The following is a 14,955-nucleotide window of genomic DNA, read 5'->3' on the forward strand; positions in this document are numbered from 1 at the left end:
GCATCCTTGGTGTCGGGGCGGCGGCCGTGGATTGCGGCAACCGATGCGCGACCAATGCGGGCGCCAGTTCCTACTTCAATTGCGCGAGTGCGTTCAACTGCATGCAAACTGTCGTGCCGCTTGCCCAACAGATCGCGAACCCGGAGGCGAACGTGCCGGTCGACAACAATGGTGTCATCGTCGATATGCCCGCGATCGGCCCCTGGGGACAGCCTTCTGTCAGCGGCACCTTGTTGCTGGGTATTGGCACCGCGTCCAACAACCGACTGGATAGCAATGCGATGGTATTGACCACCGATGATTCCGGTAGCTTCAGCGCGACGTACAACGGCTCGACGATCACCGGGTTCACCGATACCGGCTCCAACGGCTTGTTCTTCACCGACGCGTCGTTGCCCGCGTGCGGCTTTGGCAACCCGCTCTATTGTCCGCCCGGCCAACAGGTCAAGACCGTTACCGTGAAGGGCGCGAATAGTGCCATCCAGGCCGTCAATCTCAATGTGGGCAATGCGTCGATGCTGCTCAGCACGCCTAATACGTTTGCGTTTAACGGTCTGGCCGGACCGATGCCTCGCTACTTCGATCTAGGCATGCCGTTTTTCTATGGGCGGCGCGTGGCGGTGGCCATCAGTGGCAGGCCCACGCCATCGGGCAATGGTCCCTATGTGGCATTTTAACGTGATGCACTGAGTGAGCGGTGCCTATGCGGGTGCATGGCCACCGGTCTTGCTGCTGGCCGCCAGCTTCGCGGCGGCCTTTGGGGTCTGTCTGGCCCGATTGGCGCACAACTGGCCGACATGCGGCGCGGCACGCTGACCTTCGACCACGCGTTGGCGCTCGACACGGGCTGGTGGCGTGCGCGGGTGCGGCCAGCCGTGCCGGCCTCGCTGCGCTGGCACCGGTCCGGTGCTGGCGCTGACCCGTGTCGCCGCGCTCGCTGTGCCGCTCACGCTGGGGTGGGGGCACGCAGCCGCTGGACCGGGTGCACACGAAAAAACCGGAACGGCTTTGCCGTTCCGGTAGTTTCTTCAATAGAGTGAGCGAGGATGGCGGCGATTCGCCGCGGGCTGGTATGTCAGCCGACAAAGGCCTTCTCGACCACATAGTGGCCCGGAGCCGAATTGCTGCCTTCGGTGAAGCCCATGCCATCGAGCAGTTGCCGTGTGTCGCGCAGCATGTGCGGGCTGCCACACAGCATGATGCGGTCATGGTTGTTCGAGAACGCCGGCACGCCGAGCCGCTCAAACAATTCGCCCGTTTCAATCAGCGCCGTGATGCGACCGCGATTCTGGAACGGCTCGCGCGTCACGGTCGGGAAATACATCAATTTGTCGCGGATCAGCTCGCCGATGTGCTCGTGTTGCGGCAAGTGCTCGGTGATGTACTCCTTGTACGCGAGCTCGTCGACGAAACGGCAGGTATGCGTGAGCACGATCTTCTCATAGCGATCGTAGACATCCGGGTCCTTGATGACCGACATGAACGGAGCCAGGCCCGTGCCGGTGGACAGCAGCCACAGCGTCTTGCCGGGCAACAGGTTGTCGACTACCAGCGTGCCGGTCGGTTTCTTGCCGATGTAGACCTGATCGCCCACCTTCAGGTGCTGCAGCCGCGACGTGAGCGGACCGTCTTGCACCTTGATGCTCAAAAATTCGAGGTTTTCCTCGTAGTTCGCGCTCGCCAGGCTGTACGCGCGCAACAGTGGTTTGCCATCCACCTCCAGACCCACCATCGTGAACTGGCCATTATCGAACCGAAAGCCCGGATCGCGTGTGCAAGTGAAGCTGAACAGCGTGTCGGTCCAGTGATGCACGCTGAGAACGGTTTGTTGAGTCAGGTTGCTCATGGTGTTTCGGTCGGTTCGATGGCCGTCGGGTCCGGCACGCGCGACGGTCTGGCTAAAAATATCGGGCAAGCGCTTATTTTACCGCGTTGCGGCTAAGTTACTCGATGTTTGAACAATAGCGCGTCGACAGACGTGACGATCGGCACGCGGTGACGGGTAGTGGGATAGTGTGCCGCATCGATCAATGCGGGTGCCGGCGTGAATTGACGTCAATTCGACGCCTTGTTCTATGTTTGCCCCAAGCCTGCCATCCTACAGTCCGAGGATATTACATAAAAGTCGCCGCATAGGTAGTTAACAAAATAAAACAAAAGGCGGACCGGCAACCTTAAAGCAACCCTGCGTTGGCCTGAACCTGTTGGTTTAACGCACGCGCATTGCAACGTCGTGGGTCCGCCCTACTCTAGCCGTAGCTGCGCCATGTACGGCAAGTGGTCCGATAACCACGCGGTGCGGGGCGCGGGCTCGAGCCATTGCACTGGCGTAACGCCCCGCACGAACATCTTGTCCAGCGCCAGTGCGGGCGAGAATGCGGGAAACGTCTTACCGGCCTCGCCCAGCGTCGAGGCCACCTCGCGCAAACCGATCTCGGCGAACAACGGCTCCGAGTCGTTCTTCCAGTCGTTGAAATCGCCGGCGAGCACCAACGGGCCGGTTGCCGCCTCGCGGGCAATCCAATGCGCGATCCAGTTCATCTGGCGCAATCGCGACTGGCGGGTGAGCGCCAGATGGGCGCATAGCAACGTGACCGGCGTGTTGTAAAGCGTGGCGCGCGCCACCAGCAAGCCCCGCTTCTCGAAGCGGTGCGCGGATATGTCCCAACGCCCTCCCAGGTCAAGCGGATGCGGCGACAGGATTGCATTGCCGTGTCGCCACGATGGCTTGAACACGTTTGGCCCAAGCGCCAGCTGCAAGCGCAATGCTTGCGCTATTTCGGTAGCCTGACACTGCCACACGTCGGTGAGCGCGCCCTGCAGTGGCTCGCCGAAGCCATTGCTGGCCAGCACGGGCGCGGGCATCCGACGCGCCATGGCCTCCTGCAGGAAATATACGTCGGCCGGCGTTGCCTGCATCCAGCGTTGCATTGACTGCCATGCTTGCAGGCCGAGCGGCGAGCGGCCCTTGTGCAGATTCCAACTGACGGCGACGAATTCCTTGCCGCCGGTACGCGGCACGCTGGGCAAGATATCGTCGTGTCGCATCGGTCGCCCCTTTTCACGCGAGTTCATCACCCGCTCACTGGTCCACGATGCTCGCCTGCACGCGATAGACCAGTTGCGGGGCGTGGTCCACCAGCTTCCACGATACTGTTTGCCCGGGCGGCACGACCAGGCCGGGATGGACAGCGGTGACTCGGCGCGGCTGCGGTGGCAGCGCGCAACCCTCAGCGGTCTGCGTGGCACGCGTATCCTCGAAGATCTCCTGCACGTCCAGCGACAGGACCGCGTTGCCGCCGTCAACGCGGGTCGGCGACACGGTCAGCGTGCGCGACAACTCGATGCTGGTCACCGGTTGGCTCTGGCAACCGAGCTCATGCACGACGCTGCGCTTATGCGTCTCTGACTTCGCTTGGCCGAGCGTGGTCGTTGCGCCAAAATGGTCGACGCTGCGTCCGTCCTGCACGACTTCGACGTCCCAGTGCACCTTCGGCGGGCCATTCTGTGCGCATGCCACGGCGGCGACCGAGGCCAGTAGCACGCCGGTGGCGAGTGTACAAAGGACATTCGAGAGGCTTGTCATAAGGGATTCCGACCTGGCTCGCCGCGATGGGTTCATGCCCCGCACGGCGGTCCAGTTCTGCATGCACGAAACGATCATGATAACGGGATTTGGCCACGCGCGCGGGCACGACGCAGCGTTGGCAGCAACGCCGCGCGACTGCTAGCTTGCACAACTTATCGACGCCGATACACTGAATTGGCGCCGCGCGGGGCGGCATGGCAGCAAAGGAGGTGAATATGACGACCGCAATGGTCAAGCAGGAAATCGCGGTGGCGGCTTTCAAGCCGATCTATGACTTAAGTCAGATCGAGACGGCCTTGCATGACTTGTCCGATGGCGCCAGTGAGGCGTTGCGAAGCACATACGAGAAAATGCTGAAGGTCGGCGCGTTGCGCTTTTGCGTCAAGCCCAACCGGTTGCCGTCGATCGACGCGCTCGTTGACGAGTCCCCGAACTTTAGCGAGCCGCTGGAGGATGTGCGCAAACAGATCGCGCTGGTGGCCGAGACCGACGATAGGCTCGAGTTGATGCCCATGTTGCTGCTGGGCGAACCCGGCATCGGCAAGACGCATTTTGCCCGGCAACTTGCGCGTCTGATCGGCACCGGCTATCACTATGTCGCGATGAGCTCGCTCACCGCGGGCTGGATCCTGTCCGGGGCGTCGTCGCAGTGGAAGAACGCCAAGCCGGGTAAGATCTTCGACGCGCTGGTCAACGGCGCCTATGCGAACCCACTGGTGCTGGTCGACGAAATCGACAAGGCTGGCGGCGATGCGCAATACGATCCACTCGGCGCGTTGTATGCACTGCTCGAGCACGACACCGCGCAGTCGTTCATCGACGAGTTCGCCGAAGTGCCCATCGATGCATCCAGTGTTCTTTGGATCGCGACGGCCAACGACGTGCACCGCATCCCGGAACCGATCCTGAACCGGATGAACGTCTACGAGATCCCGGCGCCGGATCGCGATGGCGCGCGCCGTATTGCCCAGTTGATCTACTCAGAGATTCGCGAATCGCACGCATGGGGCGCGCGTTTTCCGCAAACGCTCGACGAGGCGCCGCTGGACGTGCTGTCGACCTTGTCGCCGCGCGCGATGCGGCGCGCCATCGTACATGGCTTCGGCAATGCGCGGCTGGCGGGACGCGACGCGGTGAGCGCGCACGATGTGGTACTCGATCGCCAAGCGCGTAGACGCTCGATCGGGTTCTGACGCCGTCCGGGCCGCGCGCGCTGTGGATCGCGGTGGCAATGAAGGGGGTCAGCCGCCAACGGAACATCGACAGGCCAGCCTCATGAGTCACAGCATGTGCGAACGGTCGCCGCGCTCAAACGCGCCGGGTGCGGCATCCAAACCGCGGCAAAACGCGATCACCTTGAACAGCTCGCCCATCTCCGCCTCGGACAGCAGTTTCTGTACCGCATTGGCCGCGGGCAGGAAGCGAGCCGGGTCGGCCGGGTCCAGTTGCGCAAGCGAGTCCGTGATGCCTGCGTTCATCAGAAAGCGCGCTTGCGACGTATATCCGAGCCAATGCGCGCCTGCGTCGTGGGCAGCCTGCCCGATGGCGCTGAACTGCACATGCGCGGTGATGTCCTGCAAGCCGGGGTAGAGGAACGGGTCGCCGTGTGCGCGGTGCCGGTAGTGGCACATCAACGTGCCTTCCGTGCGCTGTGGATGGTAATACTCAGCGGCCGGGAAACCATAGTCGACGAACAACGCGGCGCCGCGGTCAAGCACCGAGCACACGGTGCGCACGAACGCGGCGGCCGCCTCGTGTGTCTCGGTCACGTAGTCGTGCCGGCCAGGAACGCACGCGAGTGCGGCCGGCACAGCGGCGGCCGCCAGTGGCCGATCGGCAAACACGAAGCGGCTCGCATCCGCCACAGCGACGCCGCGTTCATGCCACAGGCCGTCCTGCCGCGCAAACAGACGCACCGGCATGGCGTCCAGCACTTCGTTGCCGACGATTACGCCCTCCACGCGCTCGGGCAGCGTATCGACCCACTGGACGCAGGAGGCGAACTGCGGTGCAGTTTCCGCAATGCACTCACGCTGGCGCGCGCGCAACTCGCCAGACAATTCTACGATCGTGTAGCGCGCGCACCCGACACCCAGCGCATCCAGCGTGCGCAGCAGTCCGGCGGCGAACTTGCCCGTCCCCGCCCCGAATTCGACCACGTGGCGTGTGCCGGTGGCACCGAGTAGCTCGGCCACCGGCTTGGCGAACGTCTGCGCAAATAGCGGCGAGAGTTCCGGCGCGGTGATGAAGTCGCTCCCGTCGTCGGGACCGCGGCCGAACTTGACTAGACCACCGCTGTAGTAGCCTAGGCCCGGCGTATAAAGCGCGAGTTCCATGTACCGGTCGAATGGCAGCCAGCCTCCAGCCGCAGCGATTTGCCCGGCAATATGCTGCACTAACGTGCGAACGTGGGCGAGCTCGGTATCGCCAGGAACGGGTAAACTATCGGGCTGCGTTGAATTCGGCTTCATTCCGGCATTGTAAATGAGCGACCCGTCGTGCGCCGGTCAGCATCCGGCTTTCTCCTCTTGCGCGCCGCCCGTGCGCCGTGTCGCACTGGTGACCGGCGCGGCACGGCGCATCGGCCGTGCACTGGCGCTCGGCATGGCCGCGCGGGGCTGGGACATTGCGCTCCACTACCATACGTCCGAGACCGACGCGCAGTCGCTGACTGCCGACATCCAGGCGCTGGGCCGGCGTGCTGTTGCGTTGCGCGCCGATCTGGCCGACGAGGCGCAAGTGCGGCGCCTGGTGCCTGATAGTATCGCTGCGCTCGGACGCATCGAATGCGTGGTGAACAACGCGTCGCTGTTTGACGAGGATACGGCAGCCACGTTCGGATACGACACGTTGTTGAACATGACGGCGATTAATGTCGGCGCGCCGCTGGCGCTAGCGCGGGCGCTGCACGAATCGATTCCGGAGGCGGCGCGCGAAGACGAGATGTTGCGCGGCTCGGTCATCAACGTGCTCGACCAGAAGCTGTACAACATGAATCCGGACTATCTGTCCTATACGTTGACGAAAGCCGCGCTGCAGGCGGCCACCGTGGCGCTGGCCCAGGCGCTCGCGCCGAAGCTGCGAGTCGTGGCCGTCGCGCCCGGACTCACGCTGCGCTCCGGTAGCCAGACCGATGAAAGCTTTGTCGACGCGCACCGGCGCACACCGCTTGGACGCGCATCGACGCCGGCCGACGTGGTCGATGCGGTGTGCTACCTGGCTGACGCACGCGGTGTAACGGGTGCGACGCTGCTGGTCGATGGCGGCCAGCACCTCGTGCCGTCGCCGCGCGACGTGATGTTTATGACGGGTGCGTGAGCGTGATGCGTGCGTGCCTACTGCCGGGCCGGACCGTGCGACGCGGCCACCGCCCCCACTTTTGACTGGATCGCCCATGCTCTCCGCCCTTTCGCACCCCAGCCTCGCAAACTGTCGGCGCCTGTTCCTGCGCAACTACGAAATTTCCATCAACATTGGCGTGCATGATTTCGAGAAACGCGCCGAGCAGCGCGTCATCGTCAACATCGACCTGTTCGTGCCGCTGGCCGAGTCGACACCGCGTGCCGACAAGCTGGCCGAAGTCGTTGACTACGATTTCATGCGTTCGACGATTGCCCAACGGGTCTCGCGCGGACACGTCCATCTACAAGAAACGTTGTGCGATGACGTGGCTGCTGCGATGCTGGCGCACCCGAAAGTGAGGGCGGTGCGCGTGTCGACCGAGAAGCCGGACGTGTACCCCGACTGCGAGTCGGTGGGCGTCGAAGTCATTCGTATCAAGGAAGCCTGACATGAATGCACCCGAGAACGCCGTGCGGGCCTTGACCTGTTGCGAACAGAAACAGGCCTACGAAAACAACAAACTATTTAAGCGGCTGGCCCGACAGGTTGGCCAAGCCATTGCCGACTACAATATGATCGAGGCCGGCGACAAGGTGATGGTCTGCGTGTCCGGCGGCAAGGACAGCTATGCGTTGCTGGACATCGTGCTGCGGCTGCGCGAGCGCGCGCCGATCGATTTCGACATTATCGCGGTCAACTTGGACCAGAAGCAGCCCGGGTTTCCTGCCCATGTGCTGCCCGAGTATCTCACGGCACGCGGCGTGCCGTTCCATATCGAAAATCAGGACACGTACAGCATCGTCAAGCGCCTCGTGCCCGAGGGTAAGACGACGTGCTCGCTGTGCTCGCGGCTGCGACGCGGCATCCTATACCGTGTTGCGGGTGAGTTGGGCGCGACCAAGATCGCGCTTGGCCACCACCGCGACGACATCCTGCAGACCGTGCTGCTGAACATGTTTTACGGCGGCAAACTCAAGGGCATGCCGCCGAAGCTGCAGTCCGACGATGGCAAGCATATCGTGATCCGGCCGCTCGCCTATGTGAAGGAGCATGATCTGGAGAAATATGCGCAATGGCGTGAATTTCCGATCATTCCGTGCAATCTGTGCGGCAGCCAACCGAACCTGAAGCGTGCCGAGATGAAGTCGTTGCTGCAGGAATGGGACAAGCGCTTCCCCGGGCGGGTGAACAACATGTTCAGTGCATTGGCCGACGTCGTGCCATCGCACCTGATGGATCATCGGCTTTTTCCGTTCGCCGGGCTGCACGCCACAGGCGTGGCCGATCCGCATGGCGATATCGCGTTCGATGACGAACCCTGTGCCACGCCCGACAGCGGCACCGTGCCGATCGTGCCATTCGACGCACTATGAAGCCGCGACGCCGGCGCGCCGTGTGTGGGTTGCATGACGGAATGCAGCAAGCCCGATGCTAAAATCGGCCCTTCGAGACTCGTTGGACGTTGACGCCGTGAATATCGTCATTCTTGCAGCCGGCATGGGCAAGCGCATGCATTCCGCGCGGCCAAAGGTGCTGCATTCACTGGCGGGTCGGCCATTGCTGTCCCATGTCATCGACACAGCACGTGCGCTGGCGCCGAGCCGGCTCGTCGTGGTGGTCGGTCATGGCGCCCAGGCCGTGCGCGAGGCCGTCGCCGCACCCGATATCCAGTTTGCGCTGCAGGCCGAGCAACGGGGTACCGGTCACGCGGTACAACAGGCGCTGCCGTTCATCGATCCGGCACTGCCCACGCTAGTGCTGTACGGCGACGTGCCGCTCACGCGCGCCTCGACGCTGCGGCGGCTGGTCAACGCGGCGGCCAACGGCCGCTATGGGGTGTTGACCGTCACGCTGGACGACCCGCACGGTTATGGTCGCATCGTGCGTGATGGCGCCGGGCGCATCACACGGATCATCGAGCAAAAGGATGCCGACCCGTGGCAACGGGAAATCTGCGAGATCAACACTGGCATTGTCATCTCGCCGAGCGGTCGACTCGACGCGTGGCTGAACTCGTTGACCAACGACAACGCGCAGCGCGAGTTTTATCTGACCGATGTCGTCGAACGCGCGATCGAAGACGGTGTCGAGGTCGTCGGGGCACAGCCGGACGACGTATGGGAGACGCTCGGCGTGAACAGCAAGCGTCAATTAGCTGACCTGGAGCGCGTCTACCAGCGCAACGAGGCACTACGACTGCTAGACGCTGGCGTCACGTTGACCGATCCGTCGCGCATCGACGTGCGCGGCACGCTGGAGTGCGGCGCTGAGGTGTCGATCGACATCAACTGCGTGTTCGAAGGACGCGTCGTACTGGGTGACCACGTCAGCATCGGGCCGAACTGCGTGATCCGCGAGGCGACGATCGCCGCGGGCACGCGTGTGGACGCGTTCACGCATGTCGACGGCGCACGCGTGGGCGAGAACGTCGTGCTCGGCCCCTATGCGCGGCTGCGTCCCGGGACCGTGCTGTCCCACAACGCGCATGTGGGCAACTTCGTTGAGGTCAAGAACGCGGTGCTCGGGCATGGCGCGAAGGCTAACCATTTGAGCTATATCGGCGACGCCGACGTCGGGGCGCGCGTCAACATCGGCGCCGGGACGATCACCTGCAACTATGACGGCGCGAACAAGCATCGCACCATGATCGGCGATGACGTATTCGTTGGCTCCGACACGCAGCTTGTCGCACCGGTCGCCGTGGGTTCGGGGGCGACGATCGCAGCCGGCACCACCATTTGGCGCGACGTGCCCGCCGGGGCGTTGGCGTTAAACGAGAAAACGCAGGTCGCGAAGCCAGAGTACGCGCGAGCGGCCAAGAAAAAAGCCTGAATGCATGGCGCCCGATGAGGCGGCCCGGCGATCATCCTCCATTTTCCACGGACAAACATCATGTGCGGCATTGTCGGCGCGGTAGCGCAACGTAACATCGTCCCGGTCCTCGTCGAGGGGTTGCGACGTCTCGAATACCGCGGCTACGACTCGTGTGGCGTGGCCGCCATCGTCGAGGGCGCCGCTCGGCGCGCCCGCAGCGTATCGCGCGTGGCGGACCTCGACCAGCAGATCCGCGACACGCAACTGGCCGGGGAAACCGGCATCGCGCATACGCGCTGGGCGACGCACGGGGCGCCGGTCACGCACAATGCGCATCCGATCTTCTCACACGACACGATTGCGCTGGTTCACAACGGCATCATCGAAAACTATGAAACCCTGCGTGAAGGCTTGCGCGCGAACGGTTACGAGTTCGTGACGCAGACCGATACCGAGGTCATCGCTCACCTCATTTACAGCCTTTATCGCGGTGACTTGTTTGCCGCTGTACGCGAAGCGGTGAAGCAACTGCATGGCGCCTACGCGATCGCCGTGTTCTCGAAAGACCAGCCACATCGGGTATGCGGCGCGCGCGCCGGCTCGCCGCTGGTGGTCGGGCTGGGCCAACAGGAGAACTTCCTGGCCTCGGATGCGCTCGCGCTGGCGGGCAGCACCGACCGCTTCATTTTCCTCGAGGAAGGCGACGTGGTCGAATTGACGCTGGACGGCGTGCGCATCGCGGAGCGCGACGGTGGCCTCGTGCAGCGGGAGGTACGCACCGTTCACGCGTATGGCGGCGCGGTGGAGCTCGGGCCGTACCGGCACTTTATGCAAAAGGAGATTTTTGAGCAGCCGCGGGCGATCTCCGACACGATTGCGCCGACCGACGCATTCGATCCCGAGTTGTTCGGCGCTGGCGCCGGCGACGTATTCAATAGGATCGACAGCCTGCTGATCCTTGCGTGTGGCACCAGCTACTACTCTGGCTTGACGGCGAAGTACTGGCTCGAATCGGTCGCGAAAATCCCCACACAAGTTGAGATCGCGAGTGAGTATCGCTATCGTGACTCCGTGCCGAACCCCCGGTCACTGGTCGTGGTGATCTCCCAGTCCGGCGAGACGGCAGACACACTTGCCGCGCTCAAGCATGCGCAGGCGCTCGGGCACTCGCATACGCTGGCGATTTGCAACATGGCGACCAGCGCGATGGTGCGGCTCACCGCGCTGCGCTTGCTGACGCACGCAGGCACTGAAATCGGCGTGGCATCGACCAAGGCGTTCACCACGCAACTCGTCGCCCTATTCGTTCTCGCGGTGACGCTGGGACGGCTACGCGGTCATGTCGACGCGCGTCTTCAGGCGCAGTATCTCAAGCAGTTGCGGCACCTGCCGGCGGCGCTCAATAGCGTACTCGCACTCGAGCCGCAGATCATCGCGTGGGCAGAGGAATTTTCGCGCAAGGAAAACGCGCTGTTTCTTGGCAGGGGCATGCATTATCCGATTGCACTCGAAGGCGCGTTGAAGCTGAAGGAAATTTCGTATATCCACGCCGAGGCGTATCCGGCGGGCGAACTCAAGCATGGGCCGCTCGCGCTGGTGACCGAAGCGATGCCGGTGGTCACCGTCGCACCGAACGATGCCCTGCTGGAAAAACTGAAGTCCAATATCCAAGAAGTCCGCGCACGGGGTGGCCAACTGTACGTGTTTGCTGACGCGGATACGCGAATCGTCAACGACGAAGGCCTGCATGTAATCCGGATGCCCGAGCATTATGGGTTGCTGTCGCCGATCCTGCATGTGGTGCCGTTACAATTGCTCGCGTATCACACTGCCTGTGCGCGCGGCACCGACGTGGACAAGCCGCGAAATCTGGCCAAGTCGGTGACGGTGGAGTGATGATGGTGGGGATGGGGGTCACCGGAGCCGGCGCGGCGTGGGTTTGCTGCAATTCGTTAGGTTGAAGCGTACGCTGCTGTAGCGCGAATCAAACGGCTGTGATCGGTTTCGCACACTGCTAGCGTTTTCGGTGGTGCAGGATAGGGACCGAGGACAGCGCGCGGGCCACATCGTGCGCCATCTGGGTCGAGGAGACCCAAGAAAGCAAGATAGGCAAGACGATGAATGCGCTCATTAAAGACTCGGAACTGGGCTCAGCGATACTGCCGGTCGCGCTGCGAGCAGCAACGCGTGAGGATTACGGATACTTCTTCCACCTGTACCGGGATGCTCTGAGCGGCTACTTCAAGCAAACACTGGGTTGGGAGGACGATTTCCGCCGGGCGGCTTTTCGAGTGAGCTACCCGGTTGCGCGGTGCCAGGCCATCGTGCTCGACGGTGTATCGCGAGCAGCGGGGGTACTGTCCACGCAAGTGTGTGAAGACGGCGAGGTAGAGGTCGCGCTCCTGCTGGTGGATCCGGCATTCCAGAGCCGGGGGACGGGCGCGGCCCTACTGCGCCGCATAGGTGACGCCGCCCATCGTGAGGGCCGCGCGGTCAAGCTGCAGACTTTTAAGCTCAACGAGCGCGCCGCGCGGTTCTATCTGCGCCAAGGGTTTAGGATCGTCGCCGAGGATCAGTATTACCTACACTTCCGGCGTGCGCCATCCGACGCCGCCCCGGCGATCTCTGTCATCCAGACCGCATCCGGTGGCGCGCTGCCGCGTTGACGCCTGGCTCGATGTGGGCCGTGGTCGACGCAGCCGCCGCACGGTCAGCCGAATCGGTGACCGACGCGTCCACGACGCACTTGGCATCGAGCCGTTTTGCCAGTTCGAGTTTGTCCGGCGTGACATCAACAGCGGCCACATAAAGGCCCATCGCTTGCGCATATTGCAGAGCAACGCGCCCCAATCCGCCGATGCCTAATATTGCCAGTCATTGGCCTGCACGCGTGTCGGTGACCCGTCTGCCCTTGTAGACGGTGACGCCGGCACACAGAATGGGCGCAATCTCATCGAAGGCGACCGGGCCCGGGACCCGGCGTCGGCACCGCGACTTCTTCAATCCGCAGCGGCTCACCGAATGCATGCACGAGCGCGGCCTTCATCGATTGCCCGATGGAACACTCGTGGAAAAACGTTCCGTTAGTATTGGCGGCCCAGGCCGACATCGCGGCGCCCCCGGCACGTCACGGCTATGACGGCTCGTCGATCTCCTTGCGCTCGCGCCGCGCTTCGTTGCCGCGTCGCGCCCGCAGCCGCTGCCGGGACAACACCGTGATGACTTGCTGCGTCGTCGCACCGGCCGGGATTTCGTTGCGGATCGTATCGGGTCGCATCGGCAGGCCGACGCGCTGCCGGCGCAGTGCCTTAGCAATGGCTCGTCGGCATGGTTGGCCGTAGCAATTCCATTCGTCGCGGATTTTTCCGCAGTAACGGCATTCGTCCATATAAATAGTCTACTGCCAAACCTGCCGATAGCGTTTGCGCGCGTCGTGGTATGGGCTTCGGTCCGTCTGTCGACGTATATCGCATAAATTGCAATGATCTGCCCGTCATTACCCGACACCGGCGTCGCCGTCGCGCCACGGCCCGCATTCTTAACCCATCGACAGTCACGGCCGTCAGCGGTACGGAACTTGCGATGGCGCCGTCACGCGCCAAATCGAACCGGCTTCTATGACTTCGTCCGCTTTTGTAGGTACGGCCCGCGTTGGCGGGTTGCGCGCCCGGATCGTCACCGACCTGTGGCATGCCATCTGGCGCCACAGGATGCGCGTGCTGGCCGCCGTATCGTTGCTACTGCTCGCCAAAGCGGCTGCGGTGGCGGTCCCGCTGCTGCTCAAGGATATCGTCGATGCGCTGAGCAACGTCACGAGCCGGCCGACCGCGATGCCTATCCTGCCGTCACTGGCGACGCGGCGACGCTGCGGCGCTTCATCTGGCAATTGTGCCGTACCGGCATTGAGCCACGACAACGATGCACGCGTGTCGATTTGCACGCCAGATCTTGAGACGCCGGAGTTGTCATGGCTGGATCTGGAGTCACTCCAGGCCGTGCTCGAGGAGCAGCATGGGTACATTTTGCGCAGCCGAGACGATGCCGGTTCCACGATCCCCATCACGTTGCCACTGCGGGCCGTCGCAGAGTTGCCCGCCGCTGACGGCCTCGCGCCGCAACCGCTGCAGGCGCTCGGCGCCGCGCGACTGGCCGGCGTACGCGTGGCCTGTGTGGATGATCACGAGGAGGCGCGCGACGCGCTGTCCGCGCTGCTCAACAGCGCCGGAGCGCAGGTCGCGGCGTTCAAATCCGGCCAGGCGCTGCTGGACTACCTCAGGCACACGCGGCGCGACGGCTGGCCGGCCGTGATGGTCTGCGACATCGACCTGGGCGAGGAAAGTGGATATTCGATGATGGCCCGCGTTAGGCAGCTCGAGGCGGCGCGTCCAGACGACGCCGCGCGTCGGATCGAAGCGATCGCGCTGTCCGGCTACTCAAGCGAGCATGAGCGGGCGCGTGCCGTCGAAGCCGGTTTTCGCGGCTATCTGACCAAGCCGGTCAAGGCGGTCGATTTGATTGCCGCACTCAGCGCATTAGCCACTCATTAAGGAGAAACTTATGAGCTTGACGCCCCCCAGCATGCTAGGGAACCTATCCACCCCGCGCCGCACCGGTAGTCTGTATGCCGACCGCAGCGCGGCCAGCGCCGCGATCGAGATGTTGCTGCCGACGCTGTCGGCGGCGCTGCACAACACAGTCGTCGGCGACAGTGGGTGCTTGCATATCGTCGTGATGGATCCGGCACTCGGTCCTGGCGACACGTGCTTCGAGGACGCGATCCTGTACGAGCATTCGATGCCGGACCCGGCGCAGTGGGACGCCGACTACCGCGCGTATGCGCGAGCCAAAGCGCGGCTGTCGTGGGAACACGGCATGGACAGCCGGCTGGTTCAGTCCAGCCAGCCGCACCGTTTGCGCCGCGGCGATACAAACTTGTGGGGCAGCGTGGCTCAACACGGCATCGTGGTGGGCGTCTCGGGGGCCCAACCGTGGTTCGACGAAGCGCTGGCCGGATGTGTCGCGCATTGCCTGCGCGCTATCGCGCGGCACCGCGCTGAAGCAGCGGCGGGCACACTAGCGCTGTAATCGCCGCAGCAAGGGCTGCACCACGCATCCTGCCGTACCGCACCTGGGCGTTTTTGCCAGAGCCATTATAAAAATGGGTGTCGGGTCGGACCGGCGACCTATCTGAAATGGCGGTTTTGCAAGCT

General features: G+C 63.4%; 16 protein-coding genes and 1 pseudogene. 10 read left to right on the forward strand and 7 right to left on the reverse strand.

Features of this window, described 5'->3' with window-relative positions:
• Positions 1-2 precede the first annotated feature (2 nt).
• On the forward strand, positions 3-677 hold the full coding sequence (locus tag KQH60_RS01375) for a DUF3443 family protein (protein ID WP_368669310.1): 675 nt from the start codon (positions 3-5) through the stop codon (positions 675-677).
• A 24-nt stretch (positions 678-701) separates the two neighbouring features.
• On the opposite strand, the gene KQH60_RS01380 is transcribed toward KQH60_RS01375, so the two are convergent.
• From KQH60_RS01380 to KQH60_RS01395, 4 genes are all read right to left on the reverse strand, one after another.
• On the reverse strand, positions 702-950 hold the full coding sequence (locus tag KQH60_RS01380) for a hypothetical protein (RefSeq protein ID WP_237574799.1): 249 nt from the start codon (positions 948-950) through the stop codon (positions 702-704).
• 125 nt (positions 951-1,075) lie between these two features.
• Entirely contained in the window at positions 1,076-1,846 is a 771-nt protein-coding gene (locus KQH60_RS01385; RefSeq protein WP_237574801.1) for a ferredoxin--NADP reductase, read from the reverse strand.
• Between the two features lie 398 nt (positions 1,847-2,244).
• Positions 2,245-3,048 carry an endonuclease/exonuclease/phosphatase family protein gene (locus tag KQH60_RS01390; RefSeq protein ID WP_237574864.1) on the reverse strand — a complete coding sequence of 268 codons (804 nt, stop codon included), beginning with the start codon at positions 3,046-3,048 and terminating at the stop codon, positions 2,245-2,247.
• A gap of 34 nt (positions 3,049-3,082) precedes the next feature.
• On the reverse strand, positions 3,083-3,586 hold the full coding sequence (locus tag KQH60_RS01395) for a hypothetical protein (protein WP_237574802.1): 504 nt from the start codon (positions 3,584-3,586) through the stop codon (positions 3,083-3,085).
• A gap of 218 nt (positions 3,587-3,804) precedes the next feature.
• On the opposite strand from KQH60_RS01395, the gene KQH60_RS01400 reads away from it, so the two are divergent.
• Positions 3,805-4,782: an AAA family ATPase gene (locus KQH60_RS01400; RefSeq protein WP_237574804.1), complete on the forward strand. Its 978-nt coding sequence runs from the start codon at positions 3,805-3,807 to the stop codon at positions 4,780-4,782.
• 87 nt (positions 4,783-4,869) lie between these two features.
• Here the strand turns inward: KQH60_RS01400 and KQH60_RS01405 are convergent, their stop codons facing one another.
• Positions 4,870-6,060, reverse strand: a complete 1,191-nt coding sequence (locus KQH60_RS01405; protein WP_237574805.1) for a class I SAM-dependent methyltransferase — start codon at positions 6,058-6,060, stop codon at positions 4,870-4,872.
• 13 nt (positions 6,061-6,073) lie between these two features.
• Here KQH60_RS01405 and KQH60_RS01410 point away from each other — a divergent pair, with 13 nt between their 5' ends.
• From KQH60_RS01410 to KQH60_RS01435, 6 genes are all read left to right on the forward strand, one after another.
• Positions 6,074-6,907: an SDR family oxidoreductase gene (locus KQH60_RS01410; protein ID WP_237574807.1), complete on the forward strand. Its 834-nt coding sequence runs from the start codon at positions 6,074-6,076 to the stop codon at positions 6,905-6,907.
• Between the two features lie 76 nt (positions 6,908-6,983).
• A complete protein-coding gene (locus KQH60_RS01415; RefSeq protein ID WP_237574809.1) occupies positions 6,984-7,379 on the forward strand; it encodes a dihydroneopterin aldolase in 396 nt (131 codons plus the stop codon).
• Position 7,380: 1 nt separating this feature from the next.
• Positions 7,381-8,304, forward strand: coding sequence for a tRNA 2-thiocytidine(32) synthetase TtcA (gene ttcA, locus KQH60_RS01420; protein ID WP_237574811.1), 924 nt, complete (start codon positions 7,381-7,383; stop codon positions 8,302-8,304).
• A 97-nt stretch (positions 8,305-8,401) separates the two neighbouring features.
• Complete coding sequence (glmU, locus tag KQH60_RS01425) at positions 8,402-9,763, forward strand: bifunctional UDP-N-acetylglucosamine diphosphorylase/glucosamine-1-phosphate N-acetyltransferase GlmU (RefSeq protein WP_237574813.1); 1,362 nt, start codon at positions 8,402-8,404, stop codon at positions 9,761-9,763.
• A 60-nt stretch (positions 9,764-9,823) separates the two neighbouring features.
• On the forward strand, positions 9,824-11,641 hold the full coding sequence (gene glmS, locus KQH60_RS01430) for a glutamine--fructose-6-phosphate transaminase (isomerizing) (protein ID WP_237574815.1): 1,818 nt from the start codon (positions 9,824-9,826) through the stop codon (positions 11,639-11,641).
• A gap of 221 nt (positions 11,642-11,862) precedes the next feature.
• Entirely contained in the window at positions 11,863-12,411 is a 549-nt protein-coding gene (locus KQH60_RS01435; RefSeq protein ID WP_237574817.1) for a GNAT family N-acetyltransferase, read from the forward strand.
• 61 nt (positions 12,412-12,472) lie between these two features.
• On the opposite strand, the pseudogene KQH60_RS01440 reads toward KQH60_RS01435, so the two are convergent.
• Positions 12,473-12,803, reverse strand: a pseudogene (locus KQH60_RS01440) (zinc-binding dehydrogenase); the annotation flags it as partial.
• 75 nt (positions 12,804-12,878) lie between these two features.
• Positions 12,879-13,133, reverse strand: a complete 255-nt coding sequence (locus tag KQH60_RS01445) for a hypothetical protein (RefSeq protein ID WP_237574819.1) — start codon at positions 13,131-13,133, stop codon at positions 12,879-12,881.
• A 229-nt stretch (positions 13,134-13,362) separates the two neighbouring features.
• Here KQH60_RS01445 and KQH60_RS01450 point away from each other — a divergent pair, with 229 nt between their 5' ends.
• Positions 13,363-14,292 (forward strand): response regulator, encoded by a 930-nt coding sequence (locus KQH60_RS01450; protein WP_237574821.1) that lies wholly within the window; start codon positions 13,363-13,365, stop codon positions 14,290-14,292.
• 10 nt (positions 14,293-14,302) lie between these two features.
• Positions 14,303-14,830 (forward strand): hypothetical protein, encoded by a 528-nt coding sequence (locus KQH60_RS01455; RefSeq protein WP_237574823.1) that lies wholly within the window; start codon positions 14,303-14,305, stop codon positions 14,828-14,830.
• Positions 14,831-14,955 lie beyond the last annotated feature (125 nt).

Source organism: Mycetohabitans sp. B8, assembly GCF_021991875.1.
Classification (GTDB): Bacteria; Pseudomonadota; Gammaproteobacteria; order Burkholderiales; family Burkholderiaceae; genus Mycetohabitans.